At 69.0% G+C, this 16,129-nt stretch carries 17 protein-coding genes; 1 reads left to right on the top strand and 16 read right to left on the bottom strand.

Annotated features, from left to right (window positions below):
• Positions 1–372 precede the first annotated feature (372 nt).
• From hemB to ACWDSI_RS10100, 6 genes are all read right to left on the bottom strand, one after another.
• Positions 373–1,350, bottom strand: a complete 978-nt coding sequence (hemB, locus tag ACWDSI_RS10125; protein WP_449746945.1) for a porphobilinogen synthase — start codon at positions 1,348–1,350, stop codon at positions 373–375.
• Positions 1,351–1,361: 11 nt separating this feature from the next.
• A complete protein-coding gene (locus ACWDSI_RS10120) occupies positions 1,362–3,155 on the bottom strand; it encodes a uroporphyrinogen-III synthase (protein ID WP_449756450.1) in 1,794 nt (597 codons plus the stop codon).
• Positions 3,156–3,207: 52 nt separating this feature from the next.
• A complete protein-coding gene (hemC, locus tag ACWDSI_RS10115; RefSeq protein WP_449746943.1) occupies positions 3,208–4,143 on the bottom strand; it encodes a hydroxymethylbilane synthase in 936 nt (311 codons plus the stop codon).
• Positions 4,140–5,492, bottom strand: a complete 1,353-nt coding sequence (locus tag ACWDSI_RS10110; protein WP_449746942.1) for a glutamyl-tRNA reductase — start codon at positions 5,490–5,492, stop codon at positions 4,140–4,142. The genes hemC and ACWDSI_RS10110 overlap by 4 nt, the downstream gene beginning before the upstream one ends.
• A 37-nt stretch (positions 5,493–5,529) precedes the next feature.
• Positions 5,530–6,222 (bottom strand): redox-sensing transcriptional repressor Rex, encoded by a 693-nt coding sequence (locus ACWDSI_RS10105; RefSeq protein ID WP_449746941.1) that lies wholly within the window; start codon positions 6,220–6,222, stop codon positions 5,530–5,532.
• 80 nt (positions 6,223–6,302) lie between these two features.
• Entirely contained in the window at positions 6,303–6,557 is a 255-nt protein-coding gene (locus ACWDSI_RS10100; protein ID WP_449746940.1) for a glutaredoxin family protein, read from the bottom strand.
• Between the two features lie 100 nt (positions 6,558–6,657).
• On the opposite strand from ACWDSI_RS10100, the gene ACWDSI_RS10095 reads away from it, so the two are divergent.
• Positions 6,658–7,785, top strand: a complete 1,128-nt coding sequence (locus ACWDSI_RS10095; protein ID WP_449746939.1) for an HAD family hydrolase — start codon at positions 6,658–6,660, stop codon at positions 7,783–7,785.
• Positions 7,786–8,105: 320 nt separating this feature from the next.
• Here the strand turns inward: ACWDSI_RS10095 and ACWDSI_RS10090 are convergent, their stop codons facing one another.
• The 10 genes from ACWDSI_RS10090 to ACWDSI_RS10045 all read right to left on the bottom strand — a co-directional run bounded on the left by ACWDSI_RS10090 (position 8,106) and on the right by ACWDSI_RS10045 (position 16,119).
• Complete coding sequence (locus tag ACWDSI_RS10090) at positions 8,106–9,266, bottom strand: zinc-binding dehydrogenase (RefSeq protein WP_449756449.1); 1,161 nt, start codon at positions 9,264–9,266, stop codon at positions 8,106–8,108.
• Positions 9,267–9,345: 79 nt separating this feature from the next.
• A complete protein-coding gene (locus tag ACWDSI_RS10085) occupies positions 9,346–9,645 on the bottom strand; it encodes a hypothetical protein (protein ID WP_449746937.1) in 300 nt (99 codons plus the stop codon).
• Positions 9,642–10,067, bottom strand: a complete 426-nt coding sequence (locus tag ACWDSI_RS10080; protein WP_449746936.1) for a hypothetical protein — start codon at positions 10,065–10,067, stop codon at positions 9,642–9,644. The genes ACWDSI_RS10085 and ACWDSI_RS10080 overlap by 4 nt, the downstream gene beginning before the upstream one ends.
• Before the next feature lie 54 nt (positions 10,068–10,121).
• Positions 10,122–11,261, bottom strand: a complete 1,140-nt coding sequence (locus tag ACWDSI_RS10075) for a lysophospholipid acyltransferase family protein (protein ID WP_449756448.1) — start codon at positions 11,259–11,261, stop codon at positions 10,122–10,124.
• Between the two features lie 180 nt (positions 11,262–11,441).
• Positions 11,442–12,491: an NAD-dependent epimerase/dehydratase family protein gene (locus ACWDSI_RS10070; RefSeq protein WP_449746934.1), complete on the bottom strand. Its 1,050-nt coding sequence runs from the start codon at positions 12,489–12,491 to the stop codon at positions 11,442–11,444.
• A 128-nt stretch (positions 12,492–12,619) separates the two neighbouring features.
• Complete coding sequence (locus ACWDSI_RS10065; protein ID WP_003402602.1) at positions 12,620–12,721, bottom strand: 30S ribosomal protein bS22; 102 nt, start codon at positions 12,719–12,721, stop codon at positions 12,620–12,622.
• A gap of 303 nt (positions 12,722–13,024) precedes the next feature.
• The gene (locus ACWDSI_RS10060) at positions 13,025–13,255 is read right to left on the bottom strand and encodes a helix-turn-helix domain-containing protein (RefSeq protein WP_449746933.1); all 231 of its coding nucleotides are present in this window, start codon (positions 13,253–13,255) and stop codon (positions 13,025–13,027) included.
• Between the two features lie 187 nt (positions 13,256–13,442).
• On the bottom strand, positions 13,443–14,303 hold the full coding sequence (proC, locus tag ACWDSI_RS10055) for a pyrroline-5-carboxylate reductase (RefSeq protein WP_449756447.1): 861 nt from the start codon (positions 14,301–14,303) through the stop codon (positions 13,443–13,445).
• Positions 14,304–14,354: 51 nt separating this feature from the next.
• A complete protein-coding gene (locus tag ACWDSI_RS10050; RefSeq protein ID WP_449756446.1) occupies positions 14,355–15,230 on the bottom strand; it encodes a thioesterase family protein in 876 nt (291 codons plus the stop codon).
• Between the two features lie 16 nt (positions 15,231–15,246).
• Positions 15,247–16,119 carry a sugar phosphate isomerase/epimerase family protein gene (locus ACWDSI_RS10045; protein WP_449756445.1) on the bottom strand — a complete coding sequence of 291 codons (873 nt, stop codon included), beginning with the start codon at positions 16,117–16,119 and terminating at the stop codon, positions 15,247–15,249.
• Positions 16,120–16,129 lie beyond the last annotated feature (10 nt).

Here is a 16,129-nt window from a genome sequence, read left to right as displayed (position 1 = left end):
GAGGCGGTGGGGAGTGTCCGGTACGCACCGAGCCCCGGTTGTGGGCACGCTCGACACGGAACCGGGCACGCTCGACACGGAACTGGGCACGCTCAACGCGGAAGTGGGCACGCTCGACTCGCCGCCCCCGCTGGTTGAGCACTCCCCCGCTGGTTGAGCTTGTCGAAACCACCATCCGCGGGCACGCTCGACGCGGAACCGGGCACGCTCGACGCGGAACTGGGCACGCTCGACCCGCCGCCCCCGCTGGGTTGAGCACTCCCCCGCTGGTTGAGTACTCCCCCGCTGGTTGAGCTTGTCGAAACCACCATCCGCGGGCACGCTCGACGCGGAAGTGGGCACGCTCGACGCGGAACTGGGCACGCTCGACGGTCAGGTGAGGCGGGTCGCGACCTCGGCTGCCCAATACGTGAGGATGATCGACGCGCCGGCGCGGCGGATGGACGTGAGCGATTCCAGGATGGCGGCGTCGCGGTCGATCCAGCCGCGTTCGGCGGCGGCGGTGATCATCGAGTACTCGCCGCTGATCTGGTAGGCGGCCACCGGGACGTCGGACATCTCGGCGACGTCGCGCACGATGTCGAGGTAGCTCATCGCGGGTTTGACCATCACGATGTCGGCGCCCTCCTCGAGGTCGAGGCGTACCTCGCGCAGCGCCTCGATGCGGTTGGCGCCGTCCTGCTGGTAGGTGCGCCGATCGCCCTGCAGCGACGACCCGACGGCCTCGCGGAACGGCCCGTAGAACGCCGACGCGTACTTGGCCGCGTAGGCGAGGATTCCGGTGTCGGTGTGGCCCTCGGCGTCGAGTGCGCCGCGGATCGCGGCCACCTGGCCGTCCATCATCCCCGACGGCCCGAGCAGGTGCGCGCCCGCGCGCGCCTGCGCCAGCGCCATCGAGACGTAGCGGTCGAGCGTGGCGTCGTTGTCGACGCGGTTCGCCGCGTCGAGCACGCCGCAGTGACCGTGGTCAGTGAACTCGTCGAGGCAGGTGTCGGCCATCAGCACGGTGGCGTCACCGAGATCGTCGGCGAGCAGACTCAGCGCCCGGTTGAGCACGCCGTCCGGGTCGTCGGCGCCGCTGCCCCGGGAGTCCTTGTCGGCGGCGGCGGGCACCCCGAACAGCATGAGCCCGCCCACTCCGGCGCGCACCGCCTCGTCGGCGGCCTTGCGCAGCGAATCGTAGGTGTGCTGCACCACGCCGGGCATCGACGAGATGGGGCGCGGGTCGTCGATGCCGTCGGCGACGAACATCGGCAGCACGAGGTCGGCGGGACGCAGCGTCGCCTCCGCCACCAGCCGCCGCATGGCGGGCGTGGTGCGGAGCCGTCGGGGTCGGATCACCGGTGCCATCGGCACACCTCCTACGAGCGCGACCGGCGCGACTTCTTACGCGGCGGGGGCAGCGCGCCTTCGGCACGCAGGCGTGCGGCGTGCTCGGCGAGCGCGTCCACCAGATCGGGGATCGAGGCGGTTTCCGGCTGCACGTCCACCCGCAGGCCGAATTCCGTTGCGGTTTCGGCGGTCTTGGGTCCGATGCAGGCGACGATGGTGCGCGCGTGCGGTTTTCCCGCGATGCCCACCAGGTTGCGCACCGTCGAACTCGACGTGAAGCACACCGCGTCGAAGCCGCCGGTCTTGATCATCTCGCGGGTCTCGGCGGGCGGCGGTGCGGCGCGCACGGTGCGATACGCGGTCACGTCGTCGATCTCCCAGCCCCTGTCGCGCAGCCCCTCGGACAGCGTCTCGGTGGCGATGTCGGCGCGCGGCAACAGGATTCGGTCCACCGGATCGAACACGTCGTCGTAAGGCGGGAAATCCTCGAGCAGGCCCAGGCTGGACTGCTCGCCCGACGGCACGAGTTCAGGGTTGATGCCGAAGGCCCGCACCTTCTCCGCGGTGGCCTCGCCGACGCAGGCGATCTTGACGCCCGAGAAGGCACGCGCGTCCAAGCCGAACTCGGCGAACTTCTCCCACACGGCACGCACCGCGTTGGTGGAGGTGAACACCACCCACTGGTAGCGGCCGTCGACCAATCCCTTGACGGCCCTTTCCATCTGGGCCGGACTGCGCGGCGGTTCCACCGCGATGGTCGGCACCTCCTTGGGGATGGCGCCGTGCCCGACGAGACGCTCGCTCATGTCGGCGGCCTGATCCTTGGTGCGCGGCACCAGCACGGTCCAGCCGTACAGCGCACGCGACTCCCACCACGACAGCTTGCTGCGCTGGCTGACCACCTTGCCGATGGTCAGGACCAGCGGCCCGGTGAGCGCATTGCCCAGTTCGTTGACCGACGCCAGCGTGGCCTCGATGGTGCGCTGTGCGCAGGTGGTGCCGTTGATGGTGATGGCCACCGGGGTCTGCGGGGCCAGCCCGTGCTCGGTCAGCGCGCTCGCGGTCTCGGCGAGGTGACCCGACGTCGCGTGCAACACCAGGGGGCCGGGTGCGGCGGCCAGTGCCGCCCAGTCGACACCCTCGGCGCGCACGTCGGCCTCGGTGTGACTCGAACCGAGCGGCATACCCGCGTAACTGGGCACCACCGAGGCGGCGGGCAGCCCGGGCAGCACCTCGAAGGCGAGAGCGGTGCGCGCCACCGCGTGGACCTCGGCGAGCACGGAATCGGTGGTCAGCGGATCGCCCGAGACGACGCGGACCACGTCGCGGCCGGCCTTGGCGGCGGCAACCAGCGTCTTGGCCACCTCGGTGGGATCGCCGAGCGCCGGATGCACCACCTGATCGGCGGCCTCGGACGCGTCGTCGGCAGTGGTGCTGTCGGCAGTGGTGTTGTCGACGGTGGTGCTGTCGGCGGGGTTCTGGTCCGGCTCGGACGCAGTGGACTCCCGCGCAGCAGAATCAGACCCCGCAGAATCAGACCCCGCAGAATCAGACCCCGCAGGTGTACCGGCATCGGACGCCGATGATGTCTTGCCGGCCGCGTTCTTGCGCCCGGCGTCGCTGCGGCGTCCGGTGTCGTCGGACTCCGATCGGTGCGCGGCTCCGAGCATCTCCACGACCGCGGCCGGGACGTCGGGGTCGATGTAGGCGGTGGTCGCGTTGTGAATCACCGTCCGCGCACGCACGGTGAGCAGGTCGGGATCCCCGGGACCGGATCCCACGAACAAGATGCGCCCAGGGTTGGCCTTCTTCGTACGGCTCATGCGTTCGCACTCTCCTGCCCTCGCGGCGAGGGCTGCAGTTCGTTCTCTGCTGCTAGGAGCCGATCAGTTCGCCCGCTCCCAGATCCAGCAGTTCGGCGGCGAGGTCCTTGCCGAGTTGGTCTGCACGCGCGACGGGTCCCACCACCGAAGCGCGGATCACATCGGATCCGTCCTCGGCCGCCACCGCCGCGCGAAGCGACAGTTCGACGAAGATGCGCCCGTCGTCGTCGATCGACTCGACCACCTCGGCGATCGCTCCGACCGGCGCGGTGCAACCGGCCTCGAGTGCCGCCAGCACCGCACGTTCGGCGTCGACCGCCGCGCGGGTGGACTCGTCGTCCAACTCGGCGAGAATTCTCACCAGTCGGGCATCGTCGGAGCGGCACTCCACAGCCAGTGCGCCCTGTGCCGGAGCCGGTAGCAGGACCACCGGGTCGAACGCCTCGGTGACCTCTGCGGCACGACCGATACGAACGAGTCCGGCGCGGGCGACCACGACTGCATCGAGTTCGCCGCCGGCGACTTTGCCCAACCGAGAATCAAGGTTGCCTCGTAGGGGGCGGATTTCCAAACCGAGACCCAATGCTCTAAGCTGCGCCGCCCTCCGTGGCGACGAGGTGCCGATCACCGATCCCGGCGGAAGCGCTCCCAACACCAGGTTACCCCTGCTGACCAGCGCATCTCGCGGATCTTCGCGAGGCGGGACGGCAGCGATCAGCAGGCCCGGATCGGGTGCGGTGGGCAGGTCCTTGTAGGAGTGCACGGCGACGTCGATCTCGCGCGCGTGCAGCGCGTTGCGGATGGCGGTGGTGAACACCCCGACACCGATTTCGGTGACCGGCGCCGCCGACGCGTCCCCGTCGGTGCGGATGATGACGAGTTCGGCGGGATGTCCGGCGGCGGTCAGCGCGTCGGCGATCGTCTGCGACTGGGTGCGCGCCAGCAGGGAACCGCGGGTGCCGATCCGGATCGGGTCAGGTTGGGTCAACGGTCACCCTGCTCGGTCTCTTCGAGTCCGCTCTCGGGCGCCGACACCGATTCGGCGGCACCCGGCTTGAGCTCGAAGAGTTCGCGCAGCGCCTCGGCGTAGTGGTCGCCGTTGGGTGTCGACGCGAGTTGCTTGACCCGCACGGTGGGCGCGTGCAGCAGTTTGTCGACGACGCGGCGCACCGCCTTGGCCACCTCGTCGCGTTGCGGGTCATCGAGGTCGGGCAGCCGGGTCTCGAGCCGCAGGATCTCGGCCTCCACCACGTCGGCGGCGCGCTGGCGCAGCGCCGCGACGGTGGGGGTGACCTCCGCCTGACGCTGCAGGGTGAGGTAGTCGGCGAGTTCGGCGGCCACGATCGCCCGGGCGGCCGCCTCATCGTTCGCGGCCGCCTTGGCCGCGGAGTCGCCGCGCAGTTGGTCGATGTCGACGATGTGGGCGCCGGGGAGGCGGGCCGCGGCCGGGTCGACGTTGCGGGGCAGACCGAGGTCGCAGATGACCAGCGGCGGCGAGCCTGGTGTGCGCGCGGCGAGTGCCGAGTGCACGTCGCCGACGCTGACCACGGTGCCGATCGACCCGGTGCAGGCCACCACCACGTCCGCGGTAGCCATCGCCTCGGGCAGGCCGTCGAATCCGATGCCGTCGACCTCGATGCCGTGGTTGGCGGCGACGTTGCGGGCCAGGTGTTCGGCGTTGGCGACGGTCCGGTTGACCACCACGAGCCGTTCCACGTTCTCCCGCGCGAGATGGGCGGTGGCCAGCCCGCCCATGGCGCCGGCGCCGATCACCACGGCGCGACGCAGGGTGGCGGTGTCGCCGCCGAGCAGACCCTTCGCCCGGTGCAGCGACACCGAAACCACCGACGCACCGGCCCGGTCGATGCCGGTCTCGGTGTGGACCCGTTTGCCCACACGCAGCGCCTGCTGGGCCAGCTCGTGTAGCGCGCGCCCGGCGGATTTGTTGGCGTCGGCGTTGAGGTAGGCGTTACGGATCTGTCCGAGGATCTGCTGTTCGCCGACGACGATCGAATCGAGTCCCGCGGCCACGGTGAAGAGGTGTTCGACGGCGGCCTCGGAGTAGCGGACGTAGGCGTGGCGGGTGAGTTCGTTGATGGTCATGCCGGAGTGGTCGCCGAGCACGGCCCCCACTGCTTCGAGCGCGGGGTGAAAGGCGTCGACGACGGCGTAGATCTCCACCCGGTTGCAGGTGGAGACCAGCATCGCCTCGGAGACCGCACGGGAGGAGAGCAGGTCGTCGACCAGTTTGGGCCGGTCGTCGTCGGAGACCGCGAGCCGCTCCAGCACGTCGACGGGCGCGCTTCGATGGCTGACCCCGAACAACAGAACACTCACACCGTCACCGTTTCCATCCCTACTCGACCGTCCGCCCCTACTCGACCGTCCGCAGGCCGCCGGGCCGCGGCACGCCCTGCGGGGCGGGCAGCGGGCTACGTGACGCGTGAAACGCCAACACCTGCATCTCCAAGGCTAGATCAACCTGACGCACGACGACATCGGACTCCGTCGACAAGGTGGCCGTGGTGACGTTGAGCAGTTGTCGCACCCCGGCCGCCGTCAGCGCATCGCAGGCCGCCTGCGCCGCCTCGGGTGCGGTGGCGATGACCCCGATCGCGACCGGTTCGGCGTGATCGGTCAGCGTCGCGATGTCGGCGAGCGGGAGCACCTGCACGTCGTCGATCGTGGTGCCGATCAGGTGTGGGTCATCGTCGAACATCGCCACGACACGGAATCCCCGTCCGAATCCGGTGTGGGCGACCAACGCCCGGCCCAGCGATCCCGCTCCGACCAGTGCGACGCTGTGGACGTTGTCGGTGTGCAGTGCCAGGGCGATGCGGGCGATCAGCCTGCTGACGTCGTAGCCCACGCCGCGCACGCCGTTGGCCCCCACATACGAGAGGTCCTTGCGCAGGATCGCCGGGTTGACCCCGGCCGCGGTGGCGACCTGATTGCTCGAGGCCACCAGGGCGCCGCGCTGGGTGAACGAGCGCAGCACGTGCAGATACGTCGCGAGACGGGCAACCGACGGTTCGGGTATGTGGTCGACCTCCGAACCGACGCTCATTCCCGCACACCCACTTTCACCAGATCAGCGAATGCGTGTCAGCCTAGCCCTCCCGCGTCGGGGCGGGGTCGGCGACCCCGTCAGGCGCTGCGCGCCGCGAGATCCTCGCGCAGCCGCGCCTCGTCGACCTCCCAGTAGCCGTGCTCGGAGCCGTCGAGCAGGATGACCGGCAACCGGTCGCCGAACTCGGCGCGCAATTCGCGGTCACCGTCGGCGGCGGCGCGGTCGACGTCCACCACTTCGAGGGGTTCGGACAATTCGCCGCAGATCCGTTGGAGGTCGTGCAAGGCCGTTTCGCAGGCCGAACACCCGGCCCGGGTCAGCAAGGTGATCATCGGCGGAACTCCTTCGGTATCGGGGCCAGTTCAGTCTGACACCACGGCTAATCTGGATGAGACCGGGTTGGGCAGCAAGCGCGGGCGTGAGAGGTGGAATGTGGGTGTGACCTCTGAGGATGGGGTTCCGGGCTCGGAGAGCCAGGCCGACGGGGCCGAACCGGAATCGGGGCGAAGCGGCGAGGACTGGGAGGGTCACGCCGCCGAGGTCGACGGCCCGCTGGGCGGTCTGCATGCCGATGAGCTCGACCCCGACGCGGAGTTCGAGGTGGTCGAGGAGGACGAGTCGGGCCGGGTGACCACCTGGATCTCCGAACGTGCGACGGCTGCGACGGGACGCTTTCGCCAGACCGCCCAGGAGTTGCGGCAGACGTTGGCCGGCGAGGCCAGCGCCAAGGCCGCCGTGGACTCGTTGCGATCGCGGCCGCCCACCGAAACCGAACCCGACACCCCCGTCGACCTGACCGCCGCCGCGTTCTTCGACGTGGACAACACCCTGATTCAGGGTGCCTCCATCGTTCATTTCGCCCGCGGCCTCGCGGCACACAAGTACTTCTCCTACTCCGACGTCCTCGACTTCGCGTGGACGCAGGCCAAGTTCCGCATCACCGGCAAGGAGAACGCGCAGGACGTGGCCGAGGGCCGCGACAAGGCGCTGAGCTTCATCGCCGGTCGATCCACCGCCGAACTGGCCGATCTGGGCGAGCAGATCTTCGACGACTACATCGCCGACAAGATCTGGCCGGGTACCCGGGCACTGGCGCAGCGGCACCTCGACGCGGGCCAGCAGGTGTGGCTCGTCACCGCCACCCCGCTGGAACTCGCGCAGACCATCGCCGACCATCTGGGGCTGACCGGCGCGCTGGGCACCGTGGCCGAAAGCGTCGACGGCAAGTTCACCGGGCGCCTCGTCGGCGACATCCTGCACGGACCGGGTAAGGCACATGCGGTGCGCGCGTTGGCAATTCGCGAGGGCCTCAACCTCAAACGGTGCACCGCCTACTCCGACTCGCACAACGACGTGCCGATGCTCTCGCTGGTGGGCACGGCGGTGGCGATCAATCCCGACGCCGACCTCAAGGAGGTGGCGAAGGTGCGCGGCTGGGAGATGTACGACTTCCGCACCGCCCGCAAGGCGGCGAAGTACGGGGCGTCGACCGCCCTGGTGGTGGGCGCGGCGACCGGCGCCGCCGCCACTGCGGTGAAGCTGTGGCGGAACAAGGGCTGAGTCTGTGTGCCGGGGTTGCTCCCGGCCTGCGTGTCGTCCTGGGTTGCTCCCCGGCGCCTGCCTGCCGCTCGCCCTGGGTTGCTCCCGGCGCCTGCCTGCCGAAAGTAGGGTTGCTCCCGGCGTCTGCCCTGCCGAAAGTAGGGGAAGGATATTCCTCCCCTACTTTCGGCCTCCTCCCCGGGTTTTTTCTCGGGGAAGGTCGCAAAAGTGGGGGAAGGATATTCCTCCCCTACTTTCGACGCCGGGCCTGCCCCCACGCCTCCCGCCCGGCCCCCAGCCCCCCGGCGTCCGGACGCGGGCCTGCTTTGCGCGGCCGTGCGCTACAGCGTCGAGACGGAGCTCGACGGGTCGATGAGGATCTTCGCGTGGTGCTGCGCCGCACCGAGGGTCTCGAACGCCTCGGCCACCGCGTGCAATCCGATGGTGCCGGTGAGCAGCGGCGTCACGTCCACCTTGCGGCCGGCGATCAGGTGCAGCGCGGTGCGGAATTCGGCGGGGTCGTAGTAGATCACGAACCGAAGATCGAGTTCCTTGTTGATCGCCATCGCCGGACGGAAGGTGTCGGTCTGCATGCAGACCCCGACCACCACGATCCGTGAGCGCATCGGCGTGTTGGTGGCGATCTGCTCGATCATCCCGGGCACGCCGACGCATTCGAATACGACCGGACCGCTCGGGGTGGCACCGAGCCGATCACCGAGCGGGATCACCCGCCACCACGGCAGGCCGGGAATGCGCCGCAGTATCCGCATGGCGTCGAACGCCGCGCCGAGGAAATCGCCGGTACGGGTGATGTATTTGCCCTTGGCGGCGGCGATGTCCCACGGGGAGTCGACGGTCGGATCCACCACGACGTCGGCGCCGCAGCGCCGGGCCAGGTCGCGGCGGCCCGCCGAGAGGTCGGAGGCGATGACGGTCTTGACGCCGTTCGCCTTGAGCACCAGGATCACCGACAGCCCGATGGGCCCGCAGCCGACCACCACCGCCACGTCGCGTTTGCCCACATCACCGCGGTTCACCGCGTGCACCGCAACCGACAGCGGCTCGGTGAGCGCGGCCTGCTCGACGGGCACACCGTCGGGCACCGACAGGGTCATGTCCTCGGCCACCACCACGTACTCGGCGAACGCACCGGGTGCGGCGGTGTTGAAGCCGATCAGGTGCGCGTCGGAGTCCTGGGTGATGATCGGCAGCGCGGCCACCAGGGTGCCCGGGGTCCACTTCTCACGGCACTTGGGGCCGTAGGACACCACTTCGCCGACGAATTCGTGGCCGAGTACCACCCGATCGGTGGACCGCATGAAGTCGTAGCCCACCGCGGCGGTCACCGCGGCGGTCTCGTCGCAATGGGTGCGGGCGTGCAGGTCGGAGCCGCAGATTCCGGTGCGAACCACTTTGAGCAGCACCTGTCCCCGACCGGGTCGGGGTGTGTCGATCTCCTCGACACGCAGTTCGCCCTCGTGACACACCACTGCACGCACCCGATGCCTCCTTGCATCCGCCGACGATCTGCGGACAGCCTACGTGGCGGCCGCCGACCGGATCGCCGGCTCGGCGAGGTCAGGCGAAGATGCGCGACGAGATGTCGGCGAACTCGGCGTCGGAGACCACACCGGCCGACCGCAGCGCGGTCAGCGAGTTCATCAGCTCGGTCCTCGGGTCGGCGGCAGGCTGAGCCGCCTGCTGGACCGGTGCCTGCTGTACCGGTGCCTGTTGTACCGGTGCCTGTTGTACCGGCACCTGCTGCACAGGTGCCTGCGCGACGGGTTGGGCGGCCCAGCGTTCCTGCTGACGGCGCTGCACCCGTCCGTGCACCGAACTGGCCACCGCGGCCCTCGCCGCCGTCTTCAACAGACTCATCGCCGGTCTCCTTCCGTGGCATCGAGCGCGCCGATCAGATCGTCGAGAAGCACCGGTCCCTCCGAGATCACCGAGCCTCCGTCGGCCCGCCAGCCCTCGATCACCTGCAGGAAGGTCAGGTCCTCGTAGACGACGATGGCCGCGACCTCACCCGCCGACAATCCGGCCGCCGCGGTGGCGACGTCGTCGTCATCGATCAGGTGGCTGTCGGCGCCGGCCAGGTCGGCGACACCGAGTTGCGCCGCGTCGAGCCGCGCGGGCCCACCGTCGGCGTCACGGCCCACGAACTCCACGTCAAGTACGTTGATACGCCCGGCGGCGACCAGCGCTCGCAGCGTGTCGAACCCAGCCGGGCCGACCGGACTCGAAGGAAATTGCACGACAACAAAACTGATGGGGCCGAGATCGGCGTCGAAGCTCACCACACAACTCTATTCCTGCCGGCTGGGCACACCGGTACCGGCTCGGCCACCCGCTCAGCCGAAATAGACACTTCCGCGGCGGCTCAGCATCCGGAACAGGGTCTGCTGGATCTCCTCGCGGACGTGGTCGGTGACGTCGAAGATCACCATCGGGTCGTCGGCGGCCGACTCGTCGTACCCGCCGGTCTCGATGGGGCGCCCGAAGTGGATGTGCCACTTCGACGGCAGCGGTACCAACCCGAGCGGACCGAGCCACGGGAAGGTCGGCGTCACCGGGAGATACGGCATGCCGAGGATGCGCGCGATCAGTTTGAGGTCGGCGATCATCGGGTAGATCTCCTCGGACCCCACGATGGAGACCGGGATGATCGGGGCGGCGTTGCGCAGCGCGGTGGTGACGAAGCCGCCGCGGCCGAACCGCTGCAGCTTGTACCGATCGCGGTAGAGCTTGCCGATTCCCTTGTAGCCCTCGGGCCACACCGCAGTGAGCTCGCCGGCCTTCAGCAGGCGGTCGGCGTCATTGGCGCAGGCCAGTGTGGCGCCGATCCGGCGTGCCACCTCGCTGACACCGGGAATGTCAAAAGCCATGTCGGCGGCCAGGATTCGCAAGAAGCGTCCGGCGGGATGATTGTCGTGGACGGCGAGGCTGGTCATCATCGCGTCCACCGGGATCGCGCCGGCATGGTTGGCCACCAGCAGCGCACCGCCGGAGTCGGGGAGGTTCTCCACGCCGGTCACCTCGACGCGGAACCAGTTCTCGTAGAGCTGCCGGATCGCGGGGTACCACACCGCCTCGGTGAAGTGCGGGTCGAAACCGAAGTCGTCGACCTCGTAATCGCCGGTCATGCGTTCCCGGATGAATCCGGCGGTGGCGGTGAGCGAATCGGCCACTGCACCGCGAATGCCACCGAGGCTGAACAGCGGGCTGCGTGCGGGGCCGCGCTGTTCGACGCCGAGCGAGTCCGCGGTGAGCGCGACGTTGTCACTGATGGGGGTGATCTGTGCCGACGTACCGCCGAACCCGTCGGTGTTGGGGTGCCCGAGTGTGGGGTCGCGTCGCGGTCGCTCCATCGTCTGACTCGGGTGACGCCGCCGGCCGCTCTCGCGCGGATCGGACGCGACGGCACCGGACGGGCTGGCGTAGAGCTGGATGACCTTTGCCGTTCGAGCATCGCTTGACGAGCGATTCGACATAGAGGCCACCCCCAACAACGATGCGCCCTGCGCAGATTCCGAAGAAGTTCACAAGCCTCGCGGTCTGCTTCGCGTCGGACTTGGACTACCGCCCAAGTTTAGGCGGTACGACGTCGCTGTGCACCTGCGCAGCGCCGATACAGTTGAGCAAATCGTTAATGCCGGACCTGCCAGAAACCATCACGCCAGCCGGTGTGCCGCCGACACCACGCGCCGCTCCAGACTCCGCCACGTGTCAACGCTGATCACCGGCGACACCGAGCTGCGCTCGATGAAGTCGTCGAGGGTGTCCTTCGTGGAGTAGCGCGGCGCGAAGCCGAGTTCGGTTCGCATCCGGGTGGTGTCGAGCACCCGGCCGTAGGTGAGGAATTCGGTCTGCGAGGAGCGCAACCTGGCCGACCGCAGGTCCTGCAGCACGCCCGTGACCGGCGCGAGCAGTCCGCTGGGCACCGGCAACTCGAGATGCCCGAGGCGGCGCACGGCCTGCGTCAGCGTGACCACTCCGTCGCCGGCGATGTTGAACGTTCCGGGCCGGCCGGCCAGCGCGACGTGTTCCATCGCGGCCAGCGCGTCCTCCTCGTGCAGGAACTGCAGGCGCGGCTGGAATCCGATGACCGTGGGCACCACGGGCATCGAGAGATACGAACCCATCCGCGTGGTGATCCGTGGCCCCAGCATCGCCTGCGGACGCAGGATGGTGACGTCGATGTCCTGGCGGCGTCGCGCCAGCCCACGCACGTAACCCTCGACGTCGAGCAGATCCCGGCCGAAACCCCAGCGCGGCTCGCGCACCGCAGGGGTCTCCTCGGCGAAGTGCGACGGATCGCGTGCGCTGGACCCGTACACCATGCCGCTCGAGCGCAGGACGAGGCGTTTGACCGACGGACTGCGCTGGCAGGCACCACACACCTGCATCGCCCCGAGCAGGGTGAATTCCTTGATCGCCGCGGAGTGCGCCGCGGTGTCCATGATCGACGTGGCGGCGTGCACCACGGTGTCGACCTCGTAGTGCGCGATCGCCTTGGCGATCACCGGCCGCCGGATGTCGAGTCGCAGGAACTCCGCCCGACCCATGCGCCGCATGAGATCTTTGCGCGGGACGCGCGAATCGACCGCCAACACACGCTCGACCTCGGGGTTCGCGGCGAGCCGCGCGACCAGGTAGCCGCCGAGAAAGGTCGATGCGCCCGTCACCAGGACGGTTCTGGGCACCTGCGCAGTGTCGGACATGGGGTTCAGGCTATCCCGGCACGCGCCACGAGGTGATCGGGAACATCCCGACATGAAAAGAACCCGCGCGTACGCGGGTTCTCTTCAGACCGTGGGTCACACTCGCCCCGGGTCGCGGGGCGGGTGACTCACTTGCCGAGTTTGCGACGCTGCACGCGGGTACGACGAAGGAGCTTGCGGTGCTTCTTCTTCGACATGCGCTTGCGGCGCTTCTTGATCACAGAACCCATCGGGCCACTTCCTCACTTCACGCTGTCTCATCGGCCCGGGGGTTCCGCCGAGTACGGAAAATTCCGCACCATACGGAACTGGGCCGTCACACCCACCGTCACCATGCCGGGAGGTCGGGTACGCGAGGATCAACACTACCGGCCGCCCCCTCATACAGCGAAATCAGGTCGACGCATGACGGGCTGCGGGGTGCCCACAGGACACGAGAACTCCCGCCCACCGGCCGGACGGAGCCGTTGGTGGGCGGGAGCCGAGATGCACATCTTGCCGCGGCGCGACGCGGTGGCCGGGTGCCTGCGGGTCTAACCGGCGTCGAAGTAAGACGTCTCCAGATAGTCGTGCACGGCCTTGGCATGCACGCGGAACGACCGGCCGACGCGAACGGCGGGCAGTTCCCCGTTGTGGACGAGGCGGTAGACGGTCATCTTCGATACGCGCATCAGCGACGCGACTTCGGCGACGGTCAGGAACTGCGAACCCGAGCCTGTGTTGCCCACCGCGCCTGTCCTGTCACCAGGAGTCTCAGCAGCCATAAAAACTCATACCTCCGGAGCACGCGTCGCGGCCGCCGGCTTCCCCTCCGGCGGACACCAGACACGCACGTGCTTAAAGGAGCTTAGCGTGGCAGATGTGAAAAAAGCGACGTGAGTTGCCAGGAAACCGACGGATTCTTCACGTCGACCACAACATGCTGGGGTTTTCTGGCCGGTAACCCACTATTCATGGGGTCCCGCGTTCGGCGCGTCCACCACCCAAACCCTCAACATCGGCTCGACGTCCGGCCCGCGAACTCGCTGCGGCGGCGGCCTCGGTGGCACGGTACATCGCGGCCCGCAGCCCGCCGGACTCCAGTTCGCGGATCGCGGCCGCGGTGGTTCCGCCCGGCGAGGTGACCGCCGCCCGCAGATCCACCGGCGACAACCCCGAGTCACTCATCAGGATGCCCGCGCCGCGGATCGTCTGCACGGTCATCTCGGTGGCCTGCTGCCGTGACAGGCCCAGCGCGACGCCCGCGTCGATCATCGACTCGGCCATCAGGAACACATACGCCGGTCCCGACCCGGACAGCGCGGTGACCGCATCCATCAGCCGTTCGGGGATCACGGTGACCTTGCCGACCGACTCGAGCAGCCGCACCACGGCGCCGAGTTGCTCGGCGTCCACATGGCGTCCGGCCGACACCGCCGACATCGCCTCGTTGACCAGCATCGGGGTGTTCGGCATGACCCGCACCACCGGGGAACCGGCCTGCAGGACCTGCTCGTAGCGGGCCGTCGGCAACCCGGCCACCAGGCTCACCGTGACGCGTTCGGATTCGCCCGGGTCGTCGGCCGACGACAATTGACGAAGCACGGCGTCGACGTCCTCGGGTTTGACGGCGAGGAACACGTATTGTGCGCCCTCGGCTGCCGCCCGGATGTCGGCGACCAGCACGCCGTACTCGTCGGCGATCTCGGTGGCCCGTTTCTCGTTCTTCTCGGCCATCACCAGGTTCTTGGCCGGGGTGCCCGCGCCCATCAGGCCGGCCAGCAATGCCTCGCCGATCTTTCCGCCGCCGATGATGGCGATACGTTCGGTCACGTCCTTCGAGCCTTTCGTCGGTGCGGTGCGATCCGGTGGTGCCGCGGGGGGTCAGTGCCGGTGCTGGGGCACCAACGCGAGCTGCCGGGATTGGGCCACCACGGCCCCCGTCGAGTCCATCACGAGGTGATCCTCCTCGAACATCCCGGGTCCCACCTCGGAGCTCGTCGCCGCGAACCGAAGCCATCCCGGCGCCGGTTCGCGGCGCACGTAGGTGGTGAGCTGAAGGGTGGGTGCCCAGCCGAACAACGCGAGGTTCATCACCACCGGTGGCGAGATGTCGCAGATCAGGACCGTGAAGTCGGCGTCGGGGTCGCAGCCCTTGGGTCTGGTCCAGCCCCGGACCACCGGCTCGCCGGTGTCGCCGCTGGCCACCGGGAAGGTCTGCGGATCGAGCACCAGATCCAGCGCGGGCCCCAGATGCATCACCTCCGACACCGGCGACGAGTCGATGTCGATGCCGCCGTCCACGGGGGTGATCGGCACGCCGTCGAGCAGCGTCGGCGCCGAGTGATGCGGCCGTCCGGTCTCCGGCCGGGCCAGTGTGACCGACGAGGACACCATCGTGCGCCCGTTCTGGCACAGGTCGACGTGCAGCAGCGACACGGTGCGTCCGCGTTTACGCAGGGTCACCTCGAGCTGGACCTCGGCGGGGTCGGGTGCCGACAGATAGTCACTGGCGATCGCGACGGGCACCAGCTCGCTGCCGCTGACGGTCCGGTCATCGGGTGCGGCGAGTTCGTCGAACGCCCGGCGTGCGGCGTGCGCGACCAGCATCTGCATGGAACCGCCGTGCACCTTGGGGCCGATGGTGAACACCGGATCGATCGTCGCGGTGTAGACGAGGTGGGGCCGCTCGCCGTCACCGATGCGCGGTGTGGCCGTGTCGTCTCTGGTGAGGGTCGACAACTCCGACAGCTTGCTCATCGCCTGCTCCTGGGATTCATGTCGAAGCGGTGGGTATGGTCTCGCGTTTGAGATGCTGCCGGGCGAACTCGAGCGCGCGCGACAACAGGGCACTTCGTTCGGGTTTGGTGCGGGCCGCGCCGGTGCCGACCTCGAGGATCGCCGCTCCGGTGAAGTGGGAGGCCGCCAGGCGCCGGCAGATCTCGGCGCACGGCTGAGAGCCGTCGCCGGGGATGAGGTGTTCGTCGGTGGCCGCGCCACTGCCGTCGGCGAGATGCAGGTGAGAAAGCCGCGATCCCATCCGCTCGAACAGGGCGACGGCGTCGACGCCCGCGGTGGCGGTGTGCGAGAGGTCGAGTGTGTAGTGGGCGTATCCGTCGTCGGTAGGGTCGGTCGATTTGCCGAACGCCGAGGCCGCCAACCCCGGTCCGCCCCGGGTGATCAGGCGTTTCGCCGAACGATCACCGGCCCCGAAGAGGCGGTCGGCGCGCATCGGGAACATGTTCTCCACCGCGACGTCGACGTCACTCGACGATTCCAGATCGGCGACGAGGTCGTCGAACGCTGCGGTGTACGTGCGCTGCCAGCGAAACGGCGGATGCACCACCACGGTGCTCGCGCCGAGGTCCTCGGCCGCCTGCACGGCCCGCGCCAGTTTCGCCAGCGGATCGCGGCCCCACACGCGCTGGGAGATCAGCAGGCACGGTGCGTGGATGGACAGGACCGGCATCTGATAGCGCTCGGAGAGGTACTCGACGTGCCGGATGTCCTGGCTCACCGACTCCCCCCACACCATCAGCTCCACACCGTCGTATCCGAGGTCGGCGGCGTAGGCGAACGCGGCCTCGGTGTTCTGGGGATAGACCGACGCCGTGGACAGGCCCACCGGGATGTCGGAGACAGGTTTCATCGGGTTGCGC

This window comes from Gordonia sp. NPDC003429 (genome assembly GCF_053588575.1).
The sequence above is the reverse complement of the archived record's forward strand: the minus strand, read 5'-3'. Positions and strand labels throughout refer to the sequence as shown.